Source organism: Micromonospora palomenae (assembly GCF_007829925.1).
Lineage (GTDB): Bacteria > Actinomycetota > Actinomycetes > Mycobacteriales > Micromonosporaceae > Micromonospora > Micromonospora purpureochromogenes.
Window position 1 is genome coordinate 1,541,790 of sequence record NZ_VIXA01000001.1, and the last position, 19,661, is coordinate 1,561,450.

A 19,661-nucleotide genomic window follows, 5' to 3' on the forward strand; every position below is an offset into this window, starting at 1 on the left:
CCCTCGCTAGACCCCAATCGGGCATACCTGACGGCCCACTGTGGATGGCATGTACAAACCCGACTCATCCAGTCGCCCGCTGGTCGACCTCTGACGAGACGAATGGGCCAGGAACAGGGTCAGGGCATGGGGACCGGGACCGCCTCGGGTTGCCCATCCCAGGTCAGCCAAAGTTGCTGTACGTCGTCGTCGCTGGCGGCGAGGATGATCCAAAACGTGATGGCCTGACCTGGCCGGAAGACGTGGTCGCCGAGGTCCAAAACCGTGTGCGTCGGCAGGCAGGTGAGGTCGACCTGGACGGCGGTAGCTGTGGCAGTCCCTACGTTACGAAGGACGTATGATTCGCGGCCCTGCCCCCGGGTGATGCGCCACCTCACCTGCGGCGACGATGGCGCGAGCGCCTGCTCGGCGGCTTGGGCCTGCCGCTCACTGGCGTCAGCGGATCGGCGCGCGGAGACGGCGGAGTCCTTGGAGGCGGCGGCGGAATCACGGGCGTGCCGGTTGGCGCGGGTAGCCACGTAGATAGCCCCGACGGAGGCGAGGAGCGCGGCCCAGGCCGGCACGTCCCCCAGATCGAACTTCACGATCTCAGCGTAGCCAGCTCCCAACGGGGCCCGAACCGCCAGTTGAAAGGGGCCGTGTCCGTCGAGCCGGCGGTCGCGGCGCGGGCAACGGGTCATGCTCCACAGTTTGGGTCGGCGTACATCGCCCCGAACTCCTGGAGGATCTCCTCCTGTGGCTGCCCGGTGGAGCGGGACAGCTTGATGAGGAGGTGCGCGGCGTTATATACGAGGCCGTTGATGACGTCGCTCATGCCCTGGCTCATGGAGGCGCGCCGGCCGGCCCGTATAACAACACTCTCTGGTACCACGCCTACGACTGGCAGCGCGGCACCCACGGATGGATCAACGACCACAACCTCAACACTCCGGGCACCGCCGCCAACCCGCAGCCCCAGACCGAGAAGTGCTGGTACACCGGCTGACGCGGTAAGGGGCTCGATAGTTCACTCAGCTCAGGGAGCAGGCGCCCCAGGAAGACAGCCCTGGGGCGCCTGCTCGACCAAAGGCCCTGCTCGCCGCGTCTGGTCGCTGAGTCTGGAAGCGGATGAGCGCATGCGAAAACACCTGCCGAATGTCGGCCGGGACGGCGGCGATCAGCTGATCGGCCAGTTCGCACCTCGGCCTCAACCACCCGCGGTTGCGCTGCAGGGGTTGCCTACGACGACTGGCGCGACGGCGACGACGGCTACGGCGGCGAAGATGTCGCCTGGATAGTGCAGGCCCACCCAGAGGCCCTTGCCTATGGTCCGGTCATAGGTGAGTGAGAGGTGTTGCCCAGCAGGTTGCGCAACGTCTCCACCTCTGGCACCCCGTCTGCTCCACCCTCGTCAGCAACTCCTCAGCCCGCCACCAGTTCGACGGCACCACGCGCCCGGACGCCACAGCCTGCGCCCCGAGACGACCGCCTCGTCCGCCTGCCCGGCGGCGACTAGAGCAAGCCCAAAGGTCGAGACGGGCCGACGCGGACCGGCGGGGCCTCGCTCCCCCGTCGCCATCCGGGTCCAGGTCGGCCAACACTGCCCATCGCCGGGCGTCTCCGCCGCCGGCGCGGTGGCAGCTAGCGGGAGGGAACGGGCTCAGGTACCCGGTGGCGTGCCGGCGAGGCGCTCCGCCTGAACCAGCGACGGCGTTGGGCGATGACGGTGAGCAGGTCGCCCGCCGCGCGCTACCGGGTCGAGCACACACGCTGGCTGGCCTACGCGGTCGATCAGGGTTGTGGCTGTGGCCGGCCTTGCCGGCGTGTCAGGCCACCGGCCCGCTGCCGGCGAAATATGACGGCGGAGCTGGGGTCTTTCCCCCGCAGGTCGGCTTGGCTGTTGCGGCGCGGCGGCGAGGACCGCTCGGGCATCGGTGACGTGTTGCCCACTTGCGCGCTGAGTCCGTCCGGCGTGTCTGAGCGTGGCGTCACGCCACCCGCCCGCTCGGGGGCTAATCTGCCAGAGGCAAACAGCCACAGGCAGATTAGATATTGCAGTCTGCATGTTGATTTGCAGCCGAGTGACCTGTGAGGGAAGTAGATGGTCTGTACAGGAGGTGGTCGGGTGACGGACCAGATGTCCGACGCACACCCGCCTTTCGAGTGGCTGTACCAGGTCGCACCCGTGGCGCGATTGGCGACCGGGAGTGCCTGGCTGGGCAGCAGGGCTACGATACCGCAGCCGCTACGCAGGGCGTTGACTGCCGCGGTGTGGCTGCTCGCTGGTTCGGTGATCGCGGACCTGCACGCAGCCAGCTTGGCTGCGGGGATCCTAATCGTCTCGGCCTTGATGGCGGAGCCAGCGCCGGTGCTACTTGCGCATCTGCACGCAGGGGCGGGGCTGCGCGTCGACCGGCTTGACCAGTTGCTGGCCGCTACCGATGGCGCTGCCTCTGTACAAGCGGAGCTGCGGGTGCCCAGCCCCCGTCATGCCCGTAGTGGGGACGGGGATGGTCAGTGACGCGCGCCGCCTTCGAGGATCTCGCGCCCGTGGGAGGAGTCGGCGGAGGTGGCCAGGGCGTAGAGGCTCTCGAAGGAGGCCTTGTACCCGTCCACCATGTCGGCCTCTTCGACGAGGGCCACATCGTCGGGCTCGTTGTCGAGGTACACAACGTCAGGATCGCGGTTGAAGTCGAACTCGTGTAGTGAGAACGGTCCGACGAAGCCGGGCTCTGCCGCTGTGTCCTGCTGAAGGATGACCAGGTCGAGTCGGGGAAGCAGTCCCTGGATCTTTGAGATCTGCTCCTTCATGATCTCGGTGCTGTGGACGGGCTTGAGGGCGCGTTCATCCAGCACGATTCGCACCGTCCGTTGCCGGCCGGAGGCGAAGACCCTTTCTTGGCGATCCATGCGTAGCCGCACCCGGGCGGCGGCGGCCCGCTCGTCGGCTTGGTAGTGCGGTCGGGCGGTCACAACGAGGCGGGCGTAGTCCTCGGTCTGCAGCAGCCCTGGGATCAGGAAGGGGTGATATTGGCTGATCCGGGACGCGTCGTCCTCGTAGCCCAGAAAGTCCATGTAGGAGGCTGACACGTAGTCCCGATATTCGGCAGCCCAGTGTCTACGGCGAGCAAGTCGGGCGAGTTCCACCATGCCGTCGACCTCGTCGGCGTCGGTCACCCCGTAGAACGCCAGCAGGGCGCGTAGATCGTTAACGGAGATGCTTACCGTGCCGCTTTCAATGCGAATCACCTTGGATAGCGACCACTCCATGGCTTGGCGGACGTCCTCGAGCGAGTAGCCACGGTCGAGTCTCGTCTGGCGCAGCGCCAGGCGCAGGCGCCGGCGGTTGGTCGTGGGGCCCTGCCCGCCTACCGTCATGTTCGCGCCCTCCCGCCAGCAATTGCAATGGGCATTTGGCCTAAAGAAGCTTGCCGGTGGCATTTTGCCGCTGCCCGCCTGATCGCGGCTAGCGGCAACAAGCTAGCAGACCTTGGCGTGTGGCCACGGCCGGGGTTGCACCCCATGACATTTGTGGTCCGTATCCATGCCGCCCTGCTATCTTGCTTACATAGCGCAACAGCTTGCCGGACAGAAAGTGAACGCCGGGGCGAGTCGGTGCGACGCCGGCGGGCCCACCAATCGATAACCCCGACAGACCGCCTTTTCGGTATTGCAAGATTATCTACCACGCTACCCCCAGTACGAATTCACGGATTTAGGAGGAGAGGAATGAAAAAAACTGCCGCCGACCAGCCGATCTGGACGCGACGCAGCTCCAAGTGCGCGAACGACCACTGCCTCACGGTGTCGCGCCACCAACGCGGCGTCGTCGTATTCGACTCGATCACCCCCGAGATCGCGTTGTCCTTCCCTGACCCGGCATGGCGCGCGTTCCTCCTTACCTTGCGGGGTGTCGTCGCGCGAACAGACGACACGAGATAGTGAGCCCGTCCTGGCAAGCGCCGCCAATCGCGAGGCTGTGTCAACGTAACGAGCAACTGTCGGCTATTCGACACCTGCGGCAGGGCGCCGGTCAACGGCGCCCTGCCCGGCCGTTCATTGCCCCCGCGATGGCCGCACGGCGCCGCCTGCCAGGCCGCACCACAGCATTTCGTCGTTGACGCCAAACCTTACAAACCTCAGCTGGTTGATTGGTCGCGACACGACCGAGGCCGCCAAGAAGTCCCGCTTGCTCTACCCCGCCTCGGCGCCGGCACGTCTCTCCGGATCCTCCCAGCGCGGCGGTAGGACGTGTACAGCCTTACGCCGAATGAGGTGTCTGAAGCCGATAAGCTCGGGCCGCGATGACGGCCGACCAGCGTCGCGGCGCAATGGCCCAAGCAACGCTGCCCCTACGGGCGCCGCTGCCAGCTCGGTGTGGCAATTGACGGTAGGGGACCCAACGTCACGATGTGGTAGCGCTGCCGCTAAAGGATCCTCAGGCCGCCACGGCTGTCACGGCGAGCCCCGCCAAGATCCCCAGTTCCCCCATCCGCCACTCGGAGGCGAAGGAAGTGCGTCGGTCCCGCTGTTGGGCGACAAATCACAATTAGACGCAACGGACATTACGCCTCGGCACTGAGCGTCCTATAACTGCTATAACGGGCTTATGTGATTTCGCTTCAACCCCCGCCTCCGACATCGGCACTACCCTGCCGAATGCACTTCCACGTCCGACGTCGGCCCCCAGACGCGCCGATCATTGAGCTACCTACTGAGTACGGAGCTGTTGGAGTCTGGCAGGTTCGGATCGGGCAGGCCGAAGATGGCCTCCTGGGCCGCTTGGGCGAGGGTGGCTTGGGTGGTGGCGGATAGGCCGAGCCTGTTCCAGTGAAAGATCACGTGCAAGGCGATTACTGCCCGTAGGCCACGGGTGAGAGTGCCCCTTCCCCGTTGGTGATGTAGGGCCGCGCCGGCGTTCGCGAATGCGGTGTGCCAGTCGCCGGTGGCGCGAGGCGCACCGAGCAGCAGGCTGCGGACGTCTGCGGTGAACCTCTCCCACCTGCGGGCATCGGTTGTGGGTGCCTGGTTGAGGTGTGCGGCGCGGTGCTCGAGGACTTGGGCCCAGACGTCGCCTTGCTCGTTGAGGTCGAGCCCTGCTGCCCGCATCAGGGCGGTGCACAAGATCAGGGATTGTTCGCGCCGGGTGGTGGGGTGCTGGTGGAGGTAGGTGAGGAGGTGGCGGCTGTCGTGGTGGAACAGCATGTGCGCGGTGATCATGGCGTCGTGGCCGCCGAATGCACGGGTTTCGGGTTCGTAGATGTCGCCGGTCCAGGTGGTCCCTTTGGTGAGTAGCCGGCGGGCTTGGTCTTGGCTGTCTGGGCGCTTGGTGGGGAGGTAGCGGATGCGCCAGGCGCCTTTGCGGATGAACCACCAGCAGGTGATCAGGCCGGCGGTCTGAGCGGCGGAAAGCACTCGGCTGAGGTGGGTGACCGCCTGTTGCTCGCGCTCCCGGGCGGTCTGGCCCGGGAAGGTGATGTTGACCTGTTGCCAGGAGGTGTGGTCCACGGTGGCTCTTTCGTCAGGTGAGGAGGAGACAGGCGTCCCAGGCGGTGGTGGCGACGGTCGCGAGGTCAACCCCTGCATTCCCGTCGAGGAGCCCCTCGGGCTCGTTGGGGGTGGGGGTGGCCTGCCGGTGGAGATCGTTGACGAGATCGAGGGGTATGGGGGTGCGGGCGTCGGCAGCGATGCGGCGGGCGGTGGCCAGCAGTCCGGCGGTGCCGTGGCACAGGCCTCGGTCGGTGAGCCGCCGGAGTTGTTCGGGGTCGGTGACGCAGGTGGTGAATGCGGTCTCGGCGAGGTGCTGGCGGGTGGTGTCGTGCAGGGCGTGTGCGGTGAGTTGCTGGGCGCGGGCGATGCCGGGGGTGCCGTAGCACCAGGACGGCCGCAGCGGGGTTTGCTGGGCCGGTGTTGCGCGGCGTAGGTCGGTGAGGGTGATGGTTTGCGGCCACCAGATCGTGCCGTCGGTGTTCTGCTGCCAGGTGTCCAGCCATCGGCTGATGCGGTTGATCGCCGTGGTGTGTCCGGCGACGGTGATGCCGTCGCGGAGGGTGAGGGCGAGCAGTGCCAGGGGGCCGGTGATGCCGTGGGCCATGCCGAAGTTCGCGTGACCGCCGATGGGCGGTGGCTGGCGGCGTTCGGGCCCGTTCCAGCACCACCAGCCAGGTAGCTCGCCTCGCGGTTCGGTGAGCCGGACGAGGTAGTCCAGGACCTGGCGGAGCAGGTCGTCGTCGCCGAGCCGGCGTAGGACGACGCCGAGTCCGGTCAGCCCGCGGATGAGGTCGTACTCGGCGTAGCGCGGCTGCTCGTGTCGGTCGATGCGGCGGTGGGCGGCGTCGAGCCGTCGGCGGGTCACCGTGGTGGTGCCGTCGGCGGTGGCCGCTCTTGCCTGAGCGAGCCCCGGATGGTCGGTGGTGGCGAGGACGAACGCGAGCGCGGGAGCGCCGTAGAAGAGGCTGGCCCCCTCGGCGATGCTCACGCCACCGGCGATGGCGTCGCGCAGTGCCTCATACGCTGCGGTCCAGTTGCCGGTTTCCAGATGCAGCAGAGCCATACCGGCCGCGCCGTCGGCGAGGGATTGTCCCGCGGTCACGGCTTACGCCCAGCGAGGATGGTGCGGGCGATGGTTCTGGCCAGCCGCAGGCAGTGCTGTTCGGAGGCGAGGTCGACGCCGATCATGCGGGCGTGGTGCAGGTGCAGCAGGTCACCCAGCACCTCGTCGGGGTCGAGCCCGTCAGCGACGACCGACGACCGGTAGGCGGCCAGCGCTGCCGCGAGTCGCTCGTCATGCACTGGGCGTCGGGCATGTTCGAGTTGAGTGAGGTCGAGGCGGGGACCGGTCCGGTGAGGGACGTGGGTGGCAAGCCAGCGCGGGCCGTCGCCGGTAAAGCTGTCAGCGATGGCGATCATCCCGGCGGCGGTGGCGGCCTGTCGGTCTCCAGTGAGCCTGTGCAGGGCGGCGCGGGAGTCGGCGGCGAACACCCGCTCGGCGGCGGCGAGGGTCGCTGCGGCACCGTGGCGGGTCTCCGGGCGGTACGGGTGCAGGCTGTAGTCGTGTACGAGGGCGTCATCGTGCAGGTGCTGCGCCCAGCCGGTGAGATGGCGGGCGATGTCGGCGAACCGGTCGGTGTCCGGAAGCGGGATGCGTAGCCGCAGGTGCGGCTCGGGGTGGGGAAACCTGAGGAACCACCAGCCGGCTGGTAGGTGGTCGGTGGGGCGGGCGGCGAGGTCGGTCAGGATATCGTCGAGCCGACCGTGTAGGTGTGCCTCCAGCCACCGTGACCGTCCAGGCCAGTGCTGAACAGTGGTGGCGGTCCGGGCTGGTCGGGCTGGTCGGTCGGCTGGCGCGGGGTGAGTGAGGGTGAGCAGGAGTTCGGCGGGGCGGTTGTCGATCCAGCCCGCTGGCCCTGGAGCCTCAGTGATCACGGTGCGGGGATGCCGGTCGAGGTGGTCGCGCAGGACCGCCAGGTGGGTGTGGTCGTCCAGGTCGAGGCGTAGGCGTATGTCGTCATCGCCGACCAGGACCTGCTGCGGGATGTGCCGCTGGTGGCGGTGTCGCTGCCAGGCGTCGCGCCACTGCGGCCATGCCGTACTCGGAGCGGGAAGCGCGGTGTGGTCGATGATCCAGCGGGCGGGGTGCACGATGGTGCGTCCGCGCCGTAGGCGGGGTAGGAACGGCAGGCCGCTGGCGTATCCCCAGTCGAACCGGCTGCACGGTGCTGTCCACGCGGTCCAGATCTCGGTCAGGAACCGCATCAGCGGCTGCTGCAGTGTAGGCAGCAGCACGCTGTTGAACAGCAGCGGTTCGACAGGCTGACCGGTGACCAGCGATACCAGCCACAACCGGCGTCCGTCGCCGGTCACCGCCAGATCCTGGATCGTGTACGGCGGTGCCGGGTGGAAGTCGCCGACAGGGAGGACGGGCAGCAGCTCGGGCGTCCGGGCCACCGAGGTGAGACGGGCGTCCAGCGGGGGCCCGGACAGCTGCAGCGGGGCCGCGCCGGGCAGGGCCGTTGGCAAATGCCGGTAGACCTGTTGGAATCCGGCGAGTTCAGCGGGGGTGAGCAGATGCAGGAACCGGGCCGCCGCGACCCCGGCGTGGCGGGACCCGCTGAGCACCGTCAGGGTGAACGCGCCGCGGTCCAGATCGCGCGGAGTGTCGGCGGCGAGGGTGAACCGCAGTTCGGTGTGCGGGATCGGCGGTCGGTCGTCATTCCCGCGTAGCCGGTCGATCAGCGAGTCGTCGAGCACCACTTCGGCGCAGCCGTCGAGTGCGGCCTGCTGCGCGAGCTGTCCGAGCAGCCGGTCGCGGGCGGTGAACAGCGCTGGGGCGCGACGAGTGGATCCCCGGTAGCCGGCCGGAAGCCCCAGCACGTTCAGCACATCACGGATGGGAACGGCCGCTCCTGGGCCCCACCGCTCGATGAACGCGTTGTGGTACTCGGTCCATCCGGGGGTAGGTGGTGGCGCTACCGCAACGAGCGTGGACGCGGCCCGCTCCGCCTCGTGCAGTACCGGCGGGGGCAGGGTCACCGCGATGTCGGCGCGTAGATCGACGGCGACTCGGTTGCCCGGTTCCGGGATGGCGTAGTGGCGGGCGACGTGTGTGGCCGGGTCGGTGGCGGTCATGGGTGGGCGTAGGGCCGACAGCAGCACCCCGGTGTGGACCAGTTCGGCCAGCAGCCGCTCGGCGTCGGCGATGCTGGCGGGTCCGGCGACCGTCGCGGCGAGGTCGGCGAACCTGACCGGGGGCCGCGCCGTCTGGATCGCCGCCCGGATTGGGCCGGTCAGGGGGATCTCGACGTCCCACCGCCGATCGGCGCTGGCGTGGGCACAGGGCAGAATCCACCTGTCGCCGCGCCGGTATCCCAACGAGTTCGTCACCACCGCGGCGGTGCGCAGGGTTGCCAGGTCCTGTTCGGCCCGCGCGGTGTGCTCGGCGATGAACTGCCCGTCAGGGCGGGAGACCACGCGATGGGCGTCGCCCAGGCGGACCGCCGCGCGAGCGCCCAACTGGACCGGAGCCACGCCGGCGAACGTGCCGAACGGGGTCGCACGGGTGGTCCAGCGCAGCAGGTACCGCACCGCTGACTGCACCAGCCGCCGCAGCCGCTGCTGAGACATCGGCTCCCCGCTCAGCGCGTGCTGGATCTGGTCGGCCAGCTGCGGCGCCGCGCCGGTAACGGCTGCCGCGAACCCGGGCAGCGTCCACGTCTTGTCCAGCCACTCGCGCCACTGATCCGGATGACCATGGGCCATGTCGGGCCAAGCGGGCAGAACGAGGCCCTTGGGGTAGGCGGCGATTCTGATCAGCGCCGCACCAGCTGCGGGAACCATGATGTACCACCGAATCGACGGGCCCGGCGCGCTCGACGCCGGGCCCGATCGTGACAGGAACGGATGGGTCAGTTGCCGCCGTCGCACTTCGTGGTGCAGGCGTTGGAGCCGGTGTTGCCGGAGCCGCACCCGTCGTCGGTGGCGGTGGCGTAGCCGCCCGCGGTGGGGCCGGCGTCGACCAGGCTGACGTCCAGGGCGAACTCCGAGGCGTCGGTTTCGTTCACGTGCGTTCCCTTCTATGCGGGGGTGAAGGTGAGGACGAAGCGGCTGTGCCGCTTGTCCAGCACCGTCCCGGCCGGCAGGTCGCCGTCGGGAGTACCAGCGGGCAGGACGTGCAGCACCGGCGATGGGCTGCCCGCGTTCAGCCACGCGCGCATCTGTCCGACCATCCGCCCGGCCGCCGCCGCGGCGCCGGGCCCATGTGCACAGGCGCCGAGGTCGAACATGTCGTCGTCGTTCCACCGCAGCGCCGAGCGGTAGCAGAAGGTGCCGTTGTTGAGGGCGGCCGGTGTGCCGAAGCGCCACGCCGGGGCGACGACGCCCGCATCGACGGCCTCCTGCTGGGCCGTGAGAACAACGACCTGCTGTCCCGCATCGGTGATGCGGGACGCCAACCACAGGTCGAGGTCAGCCAGGACGGTGCGAGGGGGCAGGCTCACCCCGGCCCATGCCTGCGTCTGCGGCTGCGCCAACAGCTCACCGACGGCGTGGCGGTTGACCTGCTGGTCCTCGTCCAGCCGCAGGTGCACCCCGTCAGCGATGTCGACGTACCGCACCTGATGTGCCCCGGCGCCCTGCATAGACACGAACCCGCACAACCGCTGGCTGTGGCTGACCAGCCGGTCCCCCGTCCGGCGCATCGCCCACGAGCGGGTCATCCCGAACGTCCGTAGCGGTACGACCAGCGTTCCGTTCTCGGCGAGCTGGGCGGTCCAGGCCGGGGAGATGTCCCAGGCCCCGACCGTGACGATGATCAGGTCGTATCGGCGGCCAGGGTTGACCGGTTGCTCGGCGTCCGCGCACACGACGGCCACGTCGTCGTAACCTGCCGCTGTGAGGCAGGCGGTGGCCCGGTCGGTCACCTCGCGATCGATGTCTACGGTCGTGACTGAGCCCGACGGGCCGACCAGCTCGCGCAGCAGCGCCGCGTTGTATCCGCCGGAGCCGATCTCCAGGACGTGCCGGCCGGCCAACCCGCCGTCGATGGCGTCTGCGGCCTGACCGAGCATCTCCGCGATGAGCCACGGCGCCGACACCGAACTGACCGCCTCGTCGCCGATCCGCTTGGTCACCACCGCCTGGTCGGCCCGGTACGCCTCCGTCAGCGCGGCATCCGGAGTGAACAGATGGCGTGGCACGGACCGTAGCGCCGCTTCCACCTCGGGCGGCATGATCAGCCCTTTCTCCGCGTGATCAGCGACGAGCTGATCGACCATTGCGGCGTGGAGGTCCTCGCCGCTCGCCGTATCGACACTCATTCGGGTGCTCTCCCTTTCCATCAGGGCCTCCCGATCGGATGGCCCGTCGTTCCGCTCTTCTCGGCTCAACAGCGCGTCAAGCCGCTGGACTCGCCAAGTCACATGGAAGTCTGAAGTCGATGTGGTGCTGGTCGAAGGTTCCGTCCTGCTGGCGGGCGTGGATGCCCCCGGCCACATGCACGGATGTCCATGCGCGTGATCGCTCGTACGGTGGCAAGGCCGAGGGCGCAGCCGGCGTGTATCAAGATCACGGCGGCGGAACGGTCTCCTGCTCCACTGCAACCTCCCGCGCTCGTTCAAGTCAGGGGCGGATCTGACGAGTAGCCCGGCCCGTCTCCACACTCGCCCGTCGAGTCGGTGAAGTGAATGCCAAGCATGCGGACGAAGCGGCTGTCCGCATGTGCGCCACCGATGCGCTTCTCCTGCATCTACGGATCTCGGTGTTCTTGGTTGCGCCGCGCTGAACACTGAGTGACCCTATGTGCGCGACATCCACGCTGCTCATCGCCATGGTGGTGTGAACAGCCAGAGGAGGCGGTGCTATGGGCCAGACCCCGCGGATGCTCCAGCCGTCCCTGTCCGAGCGCCACTTCTTCGGCGCCGAGCTGCGTCGGCTGCGGGAGCGGGCCAACCTCTCCCAGGCGCGACTCGGCACGATGATCCGGTTCAGCGCTGACCTGGTGCGCCGGGTCGAGACTGCGGACCGTTTCCCGTCCCGGGAATTCGTTGAAGCCTGCGACAGGGCTTTGGCGGCCGGAGGGGCCTTGACCCGCCTGCTACCGCTTCTTGAGGGAAGTCGCGCCAACGAGGGTATGCGGACAGCTTCCCCGAGCGGTCCTACCAACGCCGGCAGCCTGCTGGCCGCCCAAGCGGAGGAGACGCGCGGGGTGGCGGACATGGTCGTCCGCGTTCCCTTCCAGCCCGGCGTTCTCGACCGCGCCGCGCTGGACTGGCTGAACGCCTCAGCGGGACCCCGCCTGTCCGTGGCCGGCCGAGCCGGTTCGCCTGATCAGGTCCGCGAAGAGGACCTCGACTCCGCTGAGACCGCCCTGGCGATGTTCCGCCAGTTGGATCACACCCACGGTGCCGGACGAATCTACGCCCAGGTGCAGCGGTACGTCGAACGCGAACTGAACCGGCTACTGGCCAGCCCGCCCGCCTCGGAAGCGATCGGTCGGCACCTTTACACCTTGGCGGCGGGATTCTTCGAACTGTGCGGATACCAGGCGGTCGACACCGGCGCCCACGGTCTCGCGCAACGTCGCTACCTACGCGCTCTACGGCTGACACAGGCCGGCGATGACCGTCTCTTCGGCAGCTACCTGCTCGCCGTGAACATTGGCCACCTGGCGCTGCACTGTGGTCACCCCGAGCCAGCGCTACGAATGGCGCTCACGGCGGTGCGAGGAAGTGAGCCGCAGGCGACGCCAGCCGTCACAGCCGCCCTGCACGCCGTGGTGGCGCGGACACACGCCCGCCTCGGACACGAGGGCGACTGCCTGACCCACCTCGACATCGCAGAGAGGCATCTGGCCCGCAGCAAACCCGAGGACGAGCCGTCGTGGATCCGGTACTTCACCCCTGCGTACCTCGCCGACGAGATCGCCCACTGCTTCCACGACCTGGGCCGACCGCAGCAAACCCAACGGCACCTGGGCGAAGCCCTCACCGAGCTGAGCCCCACACACGTCCGCCGACTCGCCATCGACACCGCACTCCTGGCCTCGTCGCTGGCTGCCGCCGGCAAGATCGACGAAGCGTGCGCCACCGCCCATACGGCGGTGGACCACGCCGCGCGGATCACGTCGCACCGCTGCTTGCAGCGCATCGTTGAGGTACAAGCCGACCTTGAGCCCTACCGATGCGAACCCGAGGTTCGCGAACTCAGCGATTATGTGCGCCAGCAGCTACCGCTGGCGGCCCTGTGATCCCCGCTGGCAGCCACCATCACCGACCGGTAGTGGGCCAGTTCTGCCTCCAACGCCGCACCCGCCCGGCTGGACGTCGCCACGTAATGACCAACATCGGGAAGTAGCAGCAGCTCGTGCCCTACACCGAGAGCCACCAACTCGTCAGCGAGCTCCCGCACATCCTCGACCCCGGCTACCTCGTCAGCCGTGCCGTGAATGAACAGAACAGGACGCTGAACAGTGGCGGCACGGACCCGGCCCGCGCCGCTTCGTAGCCGCATAGCGTGCGCCCGCTGGAACCGAGGCACGGTCTCCGCCCACCAGTCCGGATCGACGATCGCAGACACTGCGGTGGCCGCAGCAAACGGACCGTCCTTCGACACTGCGTGTAGCGCGGTGTATCCCCCCGCGCTGGCACCACGGATGAAGACCTGACCGGGCACCGCTCGCCCCATCTCCAGCAGGTGGTTCGCTACAGCCGCGCAGTCATCCACGTCGTCAAAGCCCCACCGGCCGTACAGCGACTCCCGGAAGCTGCGGCCATACCCCGTGCTGCCCAGATAATCGACATCGACCACGGCGAAGCCGCGGCTGGTGAAGAACTGCGCCTGCCAGTCCAGCCGCAGTAGGCAGGAGGCGGTGGGCCCAGGATGCGCCCGAACGATCAGCGGTGCACGCCAGTCCGCCGCCGAACCCGTCGGGGGATAAACCAGGGCAAGCACCTCACGGCCATCGGGAACACCGATCCGTAGTTCCGTCGGCGTGGACACCTGCGCCTTGGAGAGTTCCGCGTGCTCCGACCTGGCGAGCACCTCCAACCGGGGATCGTCATCGGCGAGGTGCACCACCGCAACCTGCGGAGCTGCGGTCGGTGACGATCCGATCAGCGCCACTGTCGTGCCCTGCGCCGCCAGGTAGGGCTTGATCGACGTATAGGGAAAATCGACTGGGCGGACGGCGCCGTCAGGTTCGATGACGACGAGGCGGTGCCGCGGCCCCTCCTGCACCACCATGGCGATCCGGCCATCGGCAAGGAAGTCGTACGACGCGTAGCCCAACTCCCACGGCTCCGCAGCACATTCACCCGCGATTGGCGCAACCGCCTCGATCGTGTCGCCGTTCCACCGATAGAGGTTCCACCAGCCGCTGCGGTCCGACATGAAGTACAGCGCTTCATCCGGCCCCCATCGCGGCTCCACCGCCGACTCATCAGGGCCACCGGCGACCTTCCTCGGAGTCCCGATGCGCCCGCCAGACAAGTACGAGGCCACCCACACCTCGCACGCGTCCCAGGGCATGTCGCGCTCGCTCCATGCAGCCCAGGCCAACGAGCCTGGGCCGGGCCGAGGTGCACCAAGGAAACCCGATGATGCGGTGAGCGTCCGCATTTGCGTAGGCTCCGCCAGGGACATCCCGATGATTTGGTCGCCCTGCTCTGATTCGCGCACCGCTAACAACTCGCCGTCACCGATGGTCAGGTCGCCGACGGCCCCCTCGGTGATCAGCTCGAGCTGTCCACTGCCGCAGCGGCTTCGGTACAGGCCGGCGTCGCCGACACACCACAGAGCGCCTTCGGCGACAACGAAAGATCCTCCCCCGTACGCGTGGGCCCTGCTGGCCACGTCGAAACCGTCAGGACTGATGGTGCGTGTGCCCTCGCCAGGCCGCCACCTCGTCACGGTTCCGTGGCCGCCAGATTCTGGCCGAGTCTCCAGCCAGTACAGAGCGCCGTCGCCGGCACGAAGCTGGTCGTAGCTCGTGGAGGCGCGGACAGCGTCCTCCACCGACACAGCGGCGAAGTCTGCCGCCACGCTCACGGGCCCCTCTCGATCAACTCCGACTGTGCCCCGAGGGCAGCCCATCCCTGGGCTTGAGGCGCCAGCAAGGTGGCGTGTCATCGTGCCTGCGCCCACGCTCCTCAGGCACGGCCGACTCTACGCCCGAGACTCTCACCCCTGCCGCTGGACATCCTGATCCGCGCACCCCCCGACTGGGCCGTGTTATCGGCGAACGCCGATGCGGACAACAACCTTTGTCCGCATATCCGGTATCGACCAGGACGCCTATCCGCGCAACCCTTCATGCGTAGTGCAATTCATCGTTACGGCAGCGACAGGTGCCATCACCGCCAAAGATATTCGACTTATCGGATGGGCCAGATGCATTATCAAAATGACTTGGCGCGCTACGGCTACCGACAGGAGTTGGCGCGCCACCTCAGGTTCCGAGACCTGCTGGCCTACGGGCTGGTGTACATGGTGCCGATCGCGCCGATGGCGATTTTCGGCAGTGTGTACGCCGGCTCGGGTGGCATGGTGGCTCTGGCGTACGCGATCGGTGTGGTCGCGCTGGTGTTCACCGCGTTCTCATACGCGAAGATGGTCAAGGCGTTCCCGATGTCGGGCAGCGTCTACAACTACGCTGGCCGGGGCATCAGCCCTCCTGTTGGCTTCCTCGCCGGGTGGGTGATCCTGCTCGACTACGTCCTCGTGCCGGGGCTGCTGTATCTGGTGGCGTCGGTGGCGATGCACGCCACCGTGCCCGAGGTGCCGGTGTGGCTGTGGCTGCTCGGGTTCGTCGTGGTCAACACGGTCGTCAACTCCGTCGGGATCCGCATGACCGCAGTGGTGACCCGGGTGATGCTCATCGGTGAGCTGATCGTGCTGGCGGTGTTCCTCACCATCGCGGGCTGGGCCCTAGCCTCAGGCAAGTGCCGGTTCAGCTGGGAGGCGTTCTACAACTCCGACACGTTCACCTGGTCGCTGGTCGGCGGGGCGGTCTCGATCGCGGTGCTGTCGTTCCTGGGCTTCGACGGCATCTCGATGTTGGCGGAGGAGGCCCGGGACGGTGCCCGGCAGATCGGCCGGGCGATGGCAGCCGTTCTGGTGCTGGCGGGGGTGTTGTTCATCGTCCAGACGTGGCTGGCGGCGATGCTCGTGCCGAACCCGACCGGGCTGCTGACGGACGGGGACCCGGACGGCACGGCGTTCTACGAGGCGGCCCGGGTGGCCGGCGGCGGGTGGCTGGCGACGTTGTGCGCGGTGGCGACGGCGATTGCGTGGGGATTGCCGAACAGCATGGTGGCGCAGGTGGCCACGTCGCGGCTGTTGTACGCGATGGCCCGGGACCGGCAGCTACCGGCCTTCTTAGCGAAGGTGTCGGCGCGGCGGAACGTGCCGTTGAATGCGACGCTGCTGACCGCGGTGGTGTCCCTCGCTTTGGGCCTTTACATGTCGTTCCGGGCGGACGGGATCACCCTGTTGTCGTCGCTGATCAACTTCGGGGCGATGGTGGCGTTCCTGGTGCTGCACGTGTCCGTGGTCGTGCACTACCTGATCCGGCGGGGTAGCCGGAACTGGTGGGCGCACCTGGTGATGCCCACGGCCGGGTTCGCGGTCCTGGCGTACGTGGTGGTGAACGCGAACATCGCGGCGCAGCGCCTTGGTCTGGCGTGGCTGGCGTTGGGGGTGCTGGTTCTGGGTGGCTTGTATGCGACGGGCCGGCGGCCGGTGTTGTCGGGGCTGGCCGCGGCGGAGCCGGCCCGGCACGAGATGCAGAGGGTGTGACCGGCATGGACAAGATTCTCTACCGGCCGGCCCGGGACGAGTTGGCGTACACCTTCGGCGGGCGGATGCCGGTGGCGCACCTGCGGTCGGGAGACGTGCTGGAGGTGTTCACCGAGGACTGCTTCGGAGGGCGGGTGCGCGGGCCCGGGGACCTGCCGTCTCAGGTGTGTCAGATGCCGTATCTGAATCCGGTGTCGGGGCCGTTCTTCGTCGAGGACGCCGAGCCCGGCGACACCCTCGCCGTGCACATCCTGTCCATCGAGCCGGCCCGGGACTGGGGGGTGTCGTCGACGTTCCCCCACTTCGGGGCGCTGACGTCGACCTCGCACACGGCCACCCTGCAACCGCCGCTTGAGGAGCGGGTGTGGGTGTACGGCATCGACCAGGACGCGGGCACGGTGCGGTTCCACGCCACGGGCAGCGACCACTGGGTGGATCTCCCGTTGGAGCCGATGATCGGCACGATCGGCGTCGCCCCGGGCGGGTTCGAGGCCCGGGCGACGATCGTCCCGGACACCCACGGCGGGAACCTCGACACGCCGCACGTTCGGGCTGGCACGACCGTGTATCTGGGGGTGAACGTGCACGGGGCGATGCTCGCCCTCGGCGACGGGCACGCCCGCCAGGGCGAGGGTGAGGCCTGCGGTGTCGGCGTGGAGATCGCCACCGTCACCACCCTGGCAGTGGAGGTGGTCAAGAAGACGCCGACGGTGTGGCCACGCCTGGAGACCGACACCGGCATCGCCTCCATCGGCTGCGCCCGACCTCTCGAGGACGCCTACCGCATCGCCCACACCGACCTCGTCGGCTGGGGGGCCGAGCTGACCGGCATGGACACCCTGGACACCTACCAGCTGATATCGCAGGCCAGCGGAGCGCCAATCGGGAACGTCTGCGACCCGAACTACACCATCCTTGCCACGGTCGACACGGACCTGCTGCCCGGCCCGTCCGCCGCCTACGGCGGGGTGCACGCCCGGCTGCGGCGCGCGGCCGGGCTGCGGTAGACGGCGAGCAGGCGATGACGGCCCTGACTCCCCCGCTGCCGCTGCGCGACGAGGTGTTCCTGCTCGGGCACGACGAGGACACCGGACAACCCCACGTGCACCGGCAGGCCCTCGCCCTGGGCATGGCCGGCGCAGTCCTGATCGACCTGTTCCTCGCCGGGCGGGTGGTGCTGGACCCGAACACCACCACCCGCCCCGCCAACGACCTCACCCTGCACCTGCATCAGGACCGGCCGGTCGGCGACCTGATCGCCGATACCGCGATCGCCTCCATCCGGCACGCCACCACGGCGCCGCCGCTGCGCGGCTGGCTACGCGCGTTCAGCGACGACCTCTACGACCGCACCCGCGCCGGCCTCGTCGCCACCGGGATCCTGCACCACCAGCAGCGACGCCGCCTGGCCGGACTGGTCCGCGCCGACACCTACCTGCCCAGCCACACCCGCTGGCAGATCATCCCCCGCGCCCGGCTCTGCGCCCTCGCACGGGGACGGGAGCAGCCGGACAACCACACCGCCGCTCTCGCCGGCCTCGTCGCCGTGCTCGGCCTGGCGCCGTACCTGTATCTCGACGACGACACCGCCACCCTGCCCACACGGTTGCGGACCGTCGCCGAGCAGCACTACAAGCCGGTACGGGCCGTCACCGCCGCCGTGGACGCCACCGTCGGCGACCTCGCCACCGCTACCTACCGATAAAACCCGTCCGAGCACAAGGTCAGGACCTCACCGATGGACAACGCGCTCCGCATCCGCACCCTGCGGTGGACCGAGCGGCAGGCCATAGCAGGCGTCGTCGCCGCCGCCCTGTACCCCGGCTGCCTCGGGGAATGGCTGGTACCCGACGCCGCGCAGCGGCTACGGGTCCTCACCGCCGTGGGCGAGATCTGGGTCGAGCACGCCCTGTTCTTCGGCGACATCCACGTCACCGACGATCTCACTGCCGCCACCGTCGGCCTGCACCGGCTGCGCCCACTGCCACCACCGGCGAACTACCCGTCCCGCCTCGCCGACGCCGCCGGCCCCTACCTTCAGCGCTTCCGCACCCTCGACGCCGTCCTGGAAGCCCACCGGCCCGCCGACGCGCACCACCATCTCGCCGTCCTCGCCACCGCACCGCAGGACGCGGCCGGTCTCGACGAAGTGATGCTGACCCACTACCTCACCCGCATCGACCGCACCGACATGCCCGCCTGGGCCGAAGTCACCGTCCGCAACCAAGACCTGTTCACCCGCCACGGCTACCGCCCGCAGACCCCGATCCGTCTCCCCGATGGCCCGACCCTGCTGGGCATGCACCGACCCGCCGGCAGCAGCCGACGCTGGCCCACCAACCCCACCCATGCTGGTACGCCGCCAGGGCCACCGGCCGCCTCACCATCGGCGGCCACCGCCCGATAGGTCACATCCACCGCGCCCGCGTCGTTGGAAGGATCCCACCCACCGATGCCCCTCCCCCGCGTCCACACGCCGGAGTTCATCGCCTCCGTCGTCGACCGCGTCCAGCAGCACCAGGCACGCCACCCCCACGGCGCCGTCACCGCCGTCGCCCAGGACCTCGGCCTCAACCGGCGTCTCGTGTCCGCCTGGGTCAACACCGCCCGCCTCCCACCCGCCACCAGCGCCCCCGCCCCCGTGGCGAGCACACTGCCCGGCGATACGGTCGTGTTCCTGCCACCGGGCCTGCTGTACTGCGCTCGGTGCACCGCCCCCATGAACCCGCAGCAGGACGTTGGTGTCCTGGGCTACCAGTGCGTCCCCGGCTGCCGGGCAGGGCCCCTGCCCGCCGGACCGCTGGTGCACCAGGTGGGCCGTGCCGTGCTGGCCGCCGCGCCGCACCTCATCACCCAAACAACCGGAGCGAAGGCACCCGAGATCGGCGCCCGCCACGCCGACCGGGTCCTCACCCGCGTCACCGTCGGCCACGCCGCCCACGACCTGGGCTTCATCTGGCGCTCCACCCCCGTCCACCGGCCCCCGGGGTCCCTGCCTAATGCCGTCCACGCCGCACGGACGCTCGCCGATGCTGACCTGTACCGGGCACGTGAGGTGCTCCGCCACGCCCTCACCGCGGTCAACCCCGCTACCGCTGGCGCGCACCCCGCCCGCGCCGACACCGCCGCCCTGCTCGCTGAAGTCCTGATCCGACTTGGTCACCCCGCCGTAGTCGTCGCATTGGCCGGCTACGCCCACCGCAGCTACACCCACCTGCACGGCCCCACCGACCCGAGCAACTATGTTGCATTGTTGGCCACGACGACCGAGGGGCCGCCTCGCTTTCGGGCTGCTGCATGTCCAGCCAGTCCTTCGGAATCGCCGTCTAAGCTGGGTTCCTCCTAAAGGGCACCGCACGCAGCGCGGCGGTTTGACTCGGACGCCGGCACGA

Annotated in this window: 15 protein-coding genes and 1 pseudogene; 6 read left to right on the forward strand and 10 right to left on the reverse strand. The window is 68.8% G+C overall.

The annotated features are described in order from the left end of the window. Positions 1-119: 119 nt before the first annotated feature. The 9 genes and pseudogenes from FHX75_RS06940 to fxlM form a co-directional block, all read right to left on the reverse strand. Positions 120-584, reverse strand: a complete 465-nt coding sequence (locus tag FHX75_RS06940; protein WP_154937218.1) for a hypothetical protein — start codon at positions 582-584, stop codon at positions 120-122. 92 nt (positions 585-676) lie between these two features. Beyond that, on the reverse strand, positions 677-814 hold the full coding sequence (locus FHX75_RS30615; protein WP_170285302.1) for a hypothetical protein: 138 nt from the start codon (positions 812-814) through the stop codon (positions 677-679). A gap of 488 nt (positions 815-1,302) precedes the next feature. Continuing rightward, positions 1,303-1,583: pseudogene (locus tag FHX75_RS06945) on the reverse strand (transcriptional regulator); the annotation flags it as partial. Positions 1,584-2,493: 910 nt separating this feature from the next. Further along, positions 2,494-3,309 carry a helix-turn-helix domain-containing protein gene (locus tag FHX75_RS06950; RefSeq protein ID WP_154938898.1) on the reverse strand — a complete coding sequence of 272 codons (816 nt, stop codon included), beginning with the start codon at positions 3,307-3,309 and terminating at the stop codon, positions 2,494-2,496. A gap of 1,377 nt (positions 3,310-4,686) precedes the next feature. Further along, positions 4,687-5,487: a thiopeptide-type bacteriocin biosynthesis protein gene (locus FHX75_RS06960; protein ID WP_154937220.1), complete on the reverse strand. Its 801-nt coding sequence runs from the start codon at positions 5,485-5,487 to the stop codon at positions 4,687-4,689. Between the two features lie 13 nt (positions 5,488-5,500). Next, complete coding sequence (locus tag FHX75_RS06965; RefSeq protein WP_154937222.1) at positions 5,501-6,571, reverse strand: lanthionine synthetase C family protein; 1,071 nt, start codon at positions 6,569-6,571, stop codon at positions 5,501-5,503. Next, a complete protein-coding gene (locus FHX75_RS06970; RefSeq protein ID WP_154937224.1) occupies positions 6,568-9,315 on the reverse strand; it encodes a lantibiotic dehydratase in 2,748 nt (915 codons plus the stop codon). Before FHX75_RS06970 ends, FHX75_RS06965 begins: the two co-directional genes overlap by 4 nt. A gap of 68 nt (positions 9,316-9,383) precedes the next feature. Beyond that, positions 9,384-9,539 (reverse strand): FxLD family lanthipeptide, encoded by a 156-nt coding sequence (locus tag FHX75_RS06975; protein ID WP_132180749.1) that lies wholly within the window; start codon positions 9,537-9,539, stop codon positions 9,384-9,386. Between the two features lie 12 nt (positions 9,540-9,551). Next, complete coding sequence (gene fxlM, locus FHX75_RS06980) at positions 9,552-10,793, reverse strand: methyltransferase, FxLD system (RefSeq protein WP_154938900.1); 1,242 nt, start codon at positions 10,791-10,793, stop codon at positions 9,552-9,554. 542 nt (positions 10,794-11,335) lie between these two features. Here fxlM and FHX75_RS06985 point away from each other — a divergent pair. After that, positions 11,336-12,721 (forward strand): helix-turn-helix domain-containing protein, encoded by a 1,386-nt coding sequence (locus tag FHX75_RS06985; protein ID WP_154937228.1) that lies wholly within the window; start codon positions 11,336-11,338, stop codon positions 12,719-12,721. On the opposite strand, the gene FHX75_RS31500 is transcribed toward FHX75_RS06985, so the two are convergent. Next, positions 12,685-14,520, reverse strand: a complete 1,836-nt coding sequence (locus FHX75_RS31500) for a S9 family peptidase (RefSeq protein ID WP_246157762.1) — start codon at positions 14,518-14,520, stop codon at positions 12,685-12,687. The two genes, FHX75_RS06985 and FHX75_RS31500, sit on opposite strands and share 37 nt — an antisense overlap. A 342-nt stretch (positions 14,521-14,862) precedes the next feature. On the opposite strand from FHX75_RS31500, the gene FHX75_RS06995 reads away from it, so the two are divergent. The 5 genes from FHX75_RS06995 to FHX75_RS07015 are packed head-to-tail and all read left to right on the forward strand — an operon-like array spanning position 14,863 to position 19,615. Continuing rightward, on the forward strand, positions 14,863-16,269 hold the full coding sequence (locus FHX75_RS06995) for an APC family permease (RefSeq protein ID WP_154938904.1): 1,407 nt from the start codon (positions 14,863-14,865) through the stop codon (positions 16,267-16,269). Then, entirely contained in the window at positions 16,266-17,276 is a 1,011-nt protein-coding gene (locus FHX75_RS07000; protein WP_154937230.1) for an acetamidase/formamidase family protein, read from the forward strand. Before FHX75_RS06995 ends, FHX75_RS07000 begins: the two co-directional genes overlap by 4 nt. 14 nt (positions 17,277-17,290) lie before the next feature. After that, on the forward strand, positions 17,291-17,974 hold the full coding sequence (locus FHX75_RS07005; RefSeq protein WP_154937232.1) for a GOLPH3/VPS74 family protein: 684 nt from the start codon (positions 17,291-17,293) through the stop codon (positions 17,972-17,974). A 33-nt stretch (positions 17,975-18,007) separates the two neighbouring features. Further along, positions 18,008-18,676, forward strand: coding sequence for a hypothetical protein (locus FHX75_RS07010; RefSeq protein ID WP_154937234.1), 669 nt, complete (start codon positions 18,008-18,010; stop codon positions 18,674-18,676). Between the two features lie 45 nt (positions 18,677-18,721). Continuing rightward, positions 18,722-19,615 carry a hypothetical protein gene (locus tag FHX75_RS07015; RefSeq protein ID WP_154937236.1) on the forward strand — a complete coding sequence of 298 codons (894 nt, stop codon included), beginning with the start codon at positions 18,722-18,724 and terminating at the stop codon, positions 19,613-19,615. Positions 19,616-19,661 lie beyond the last annotated feature (46 nt).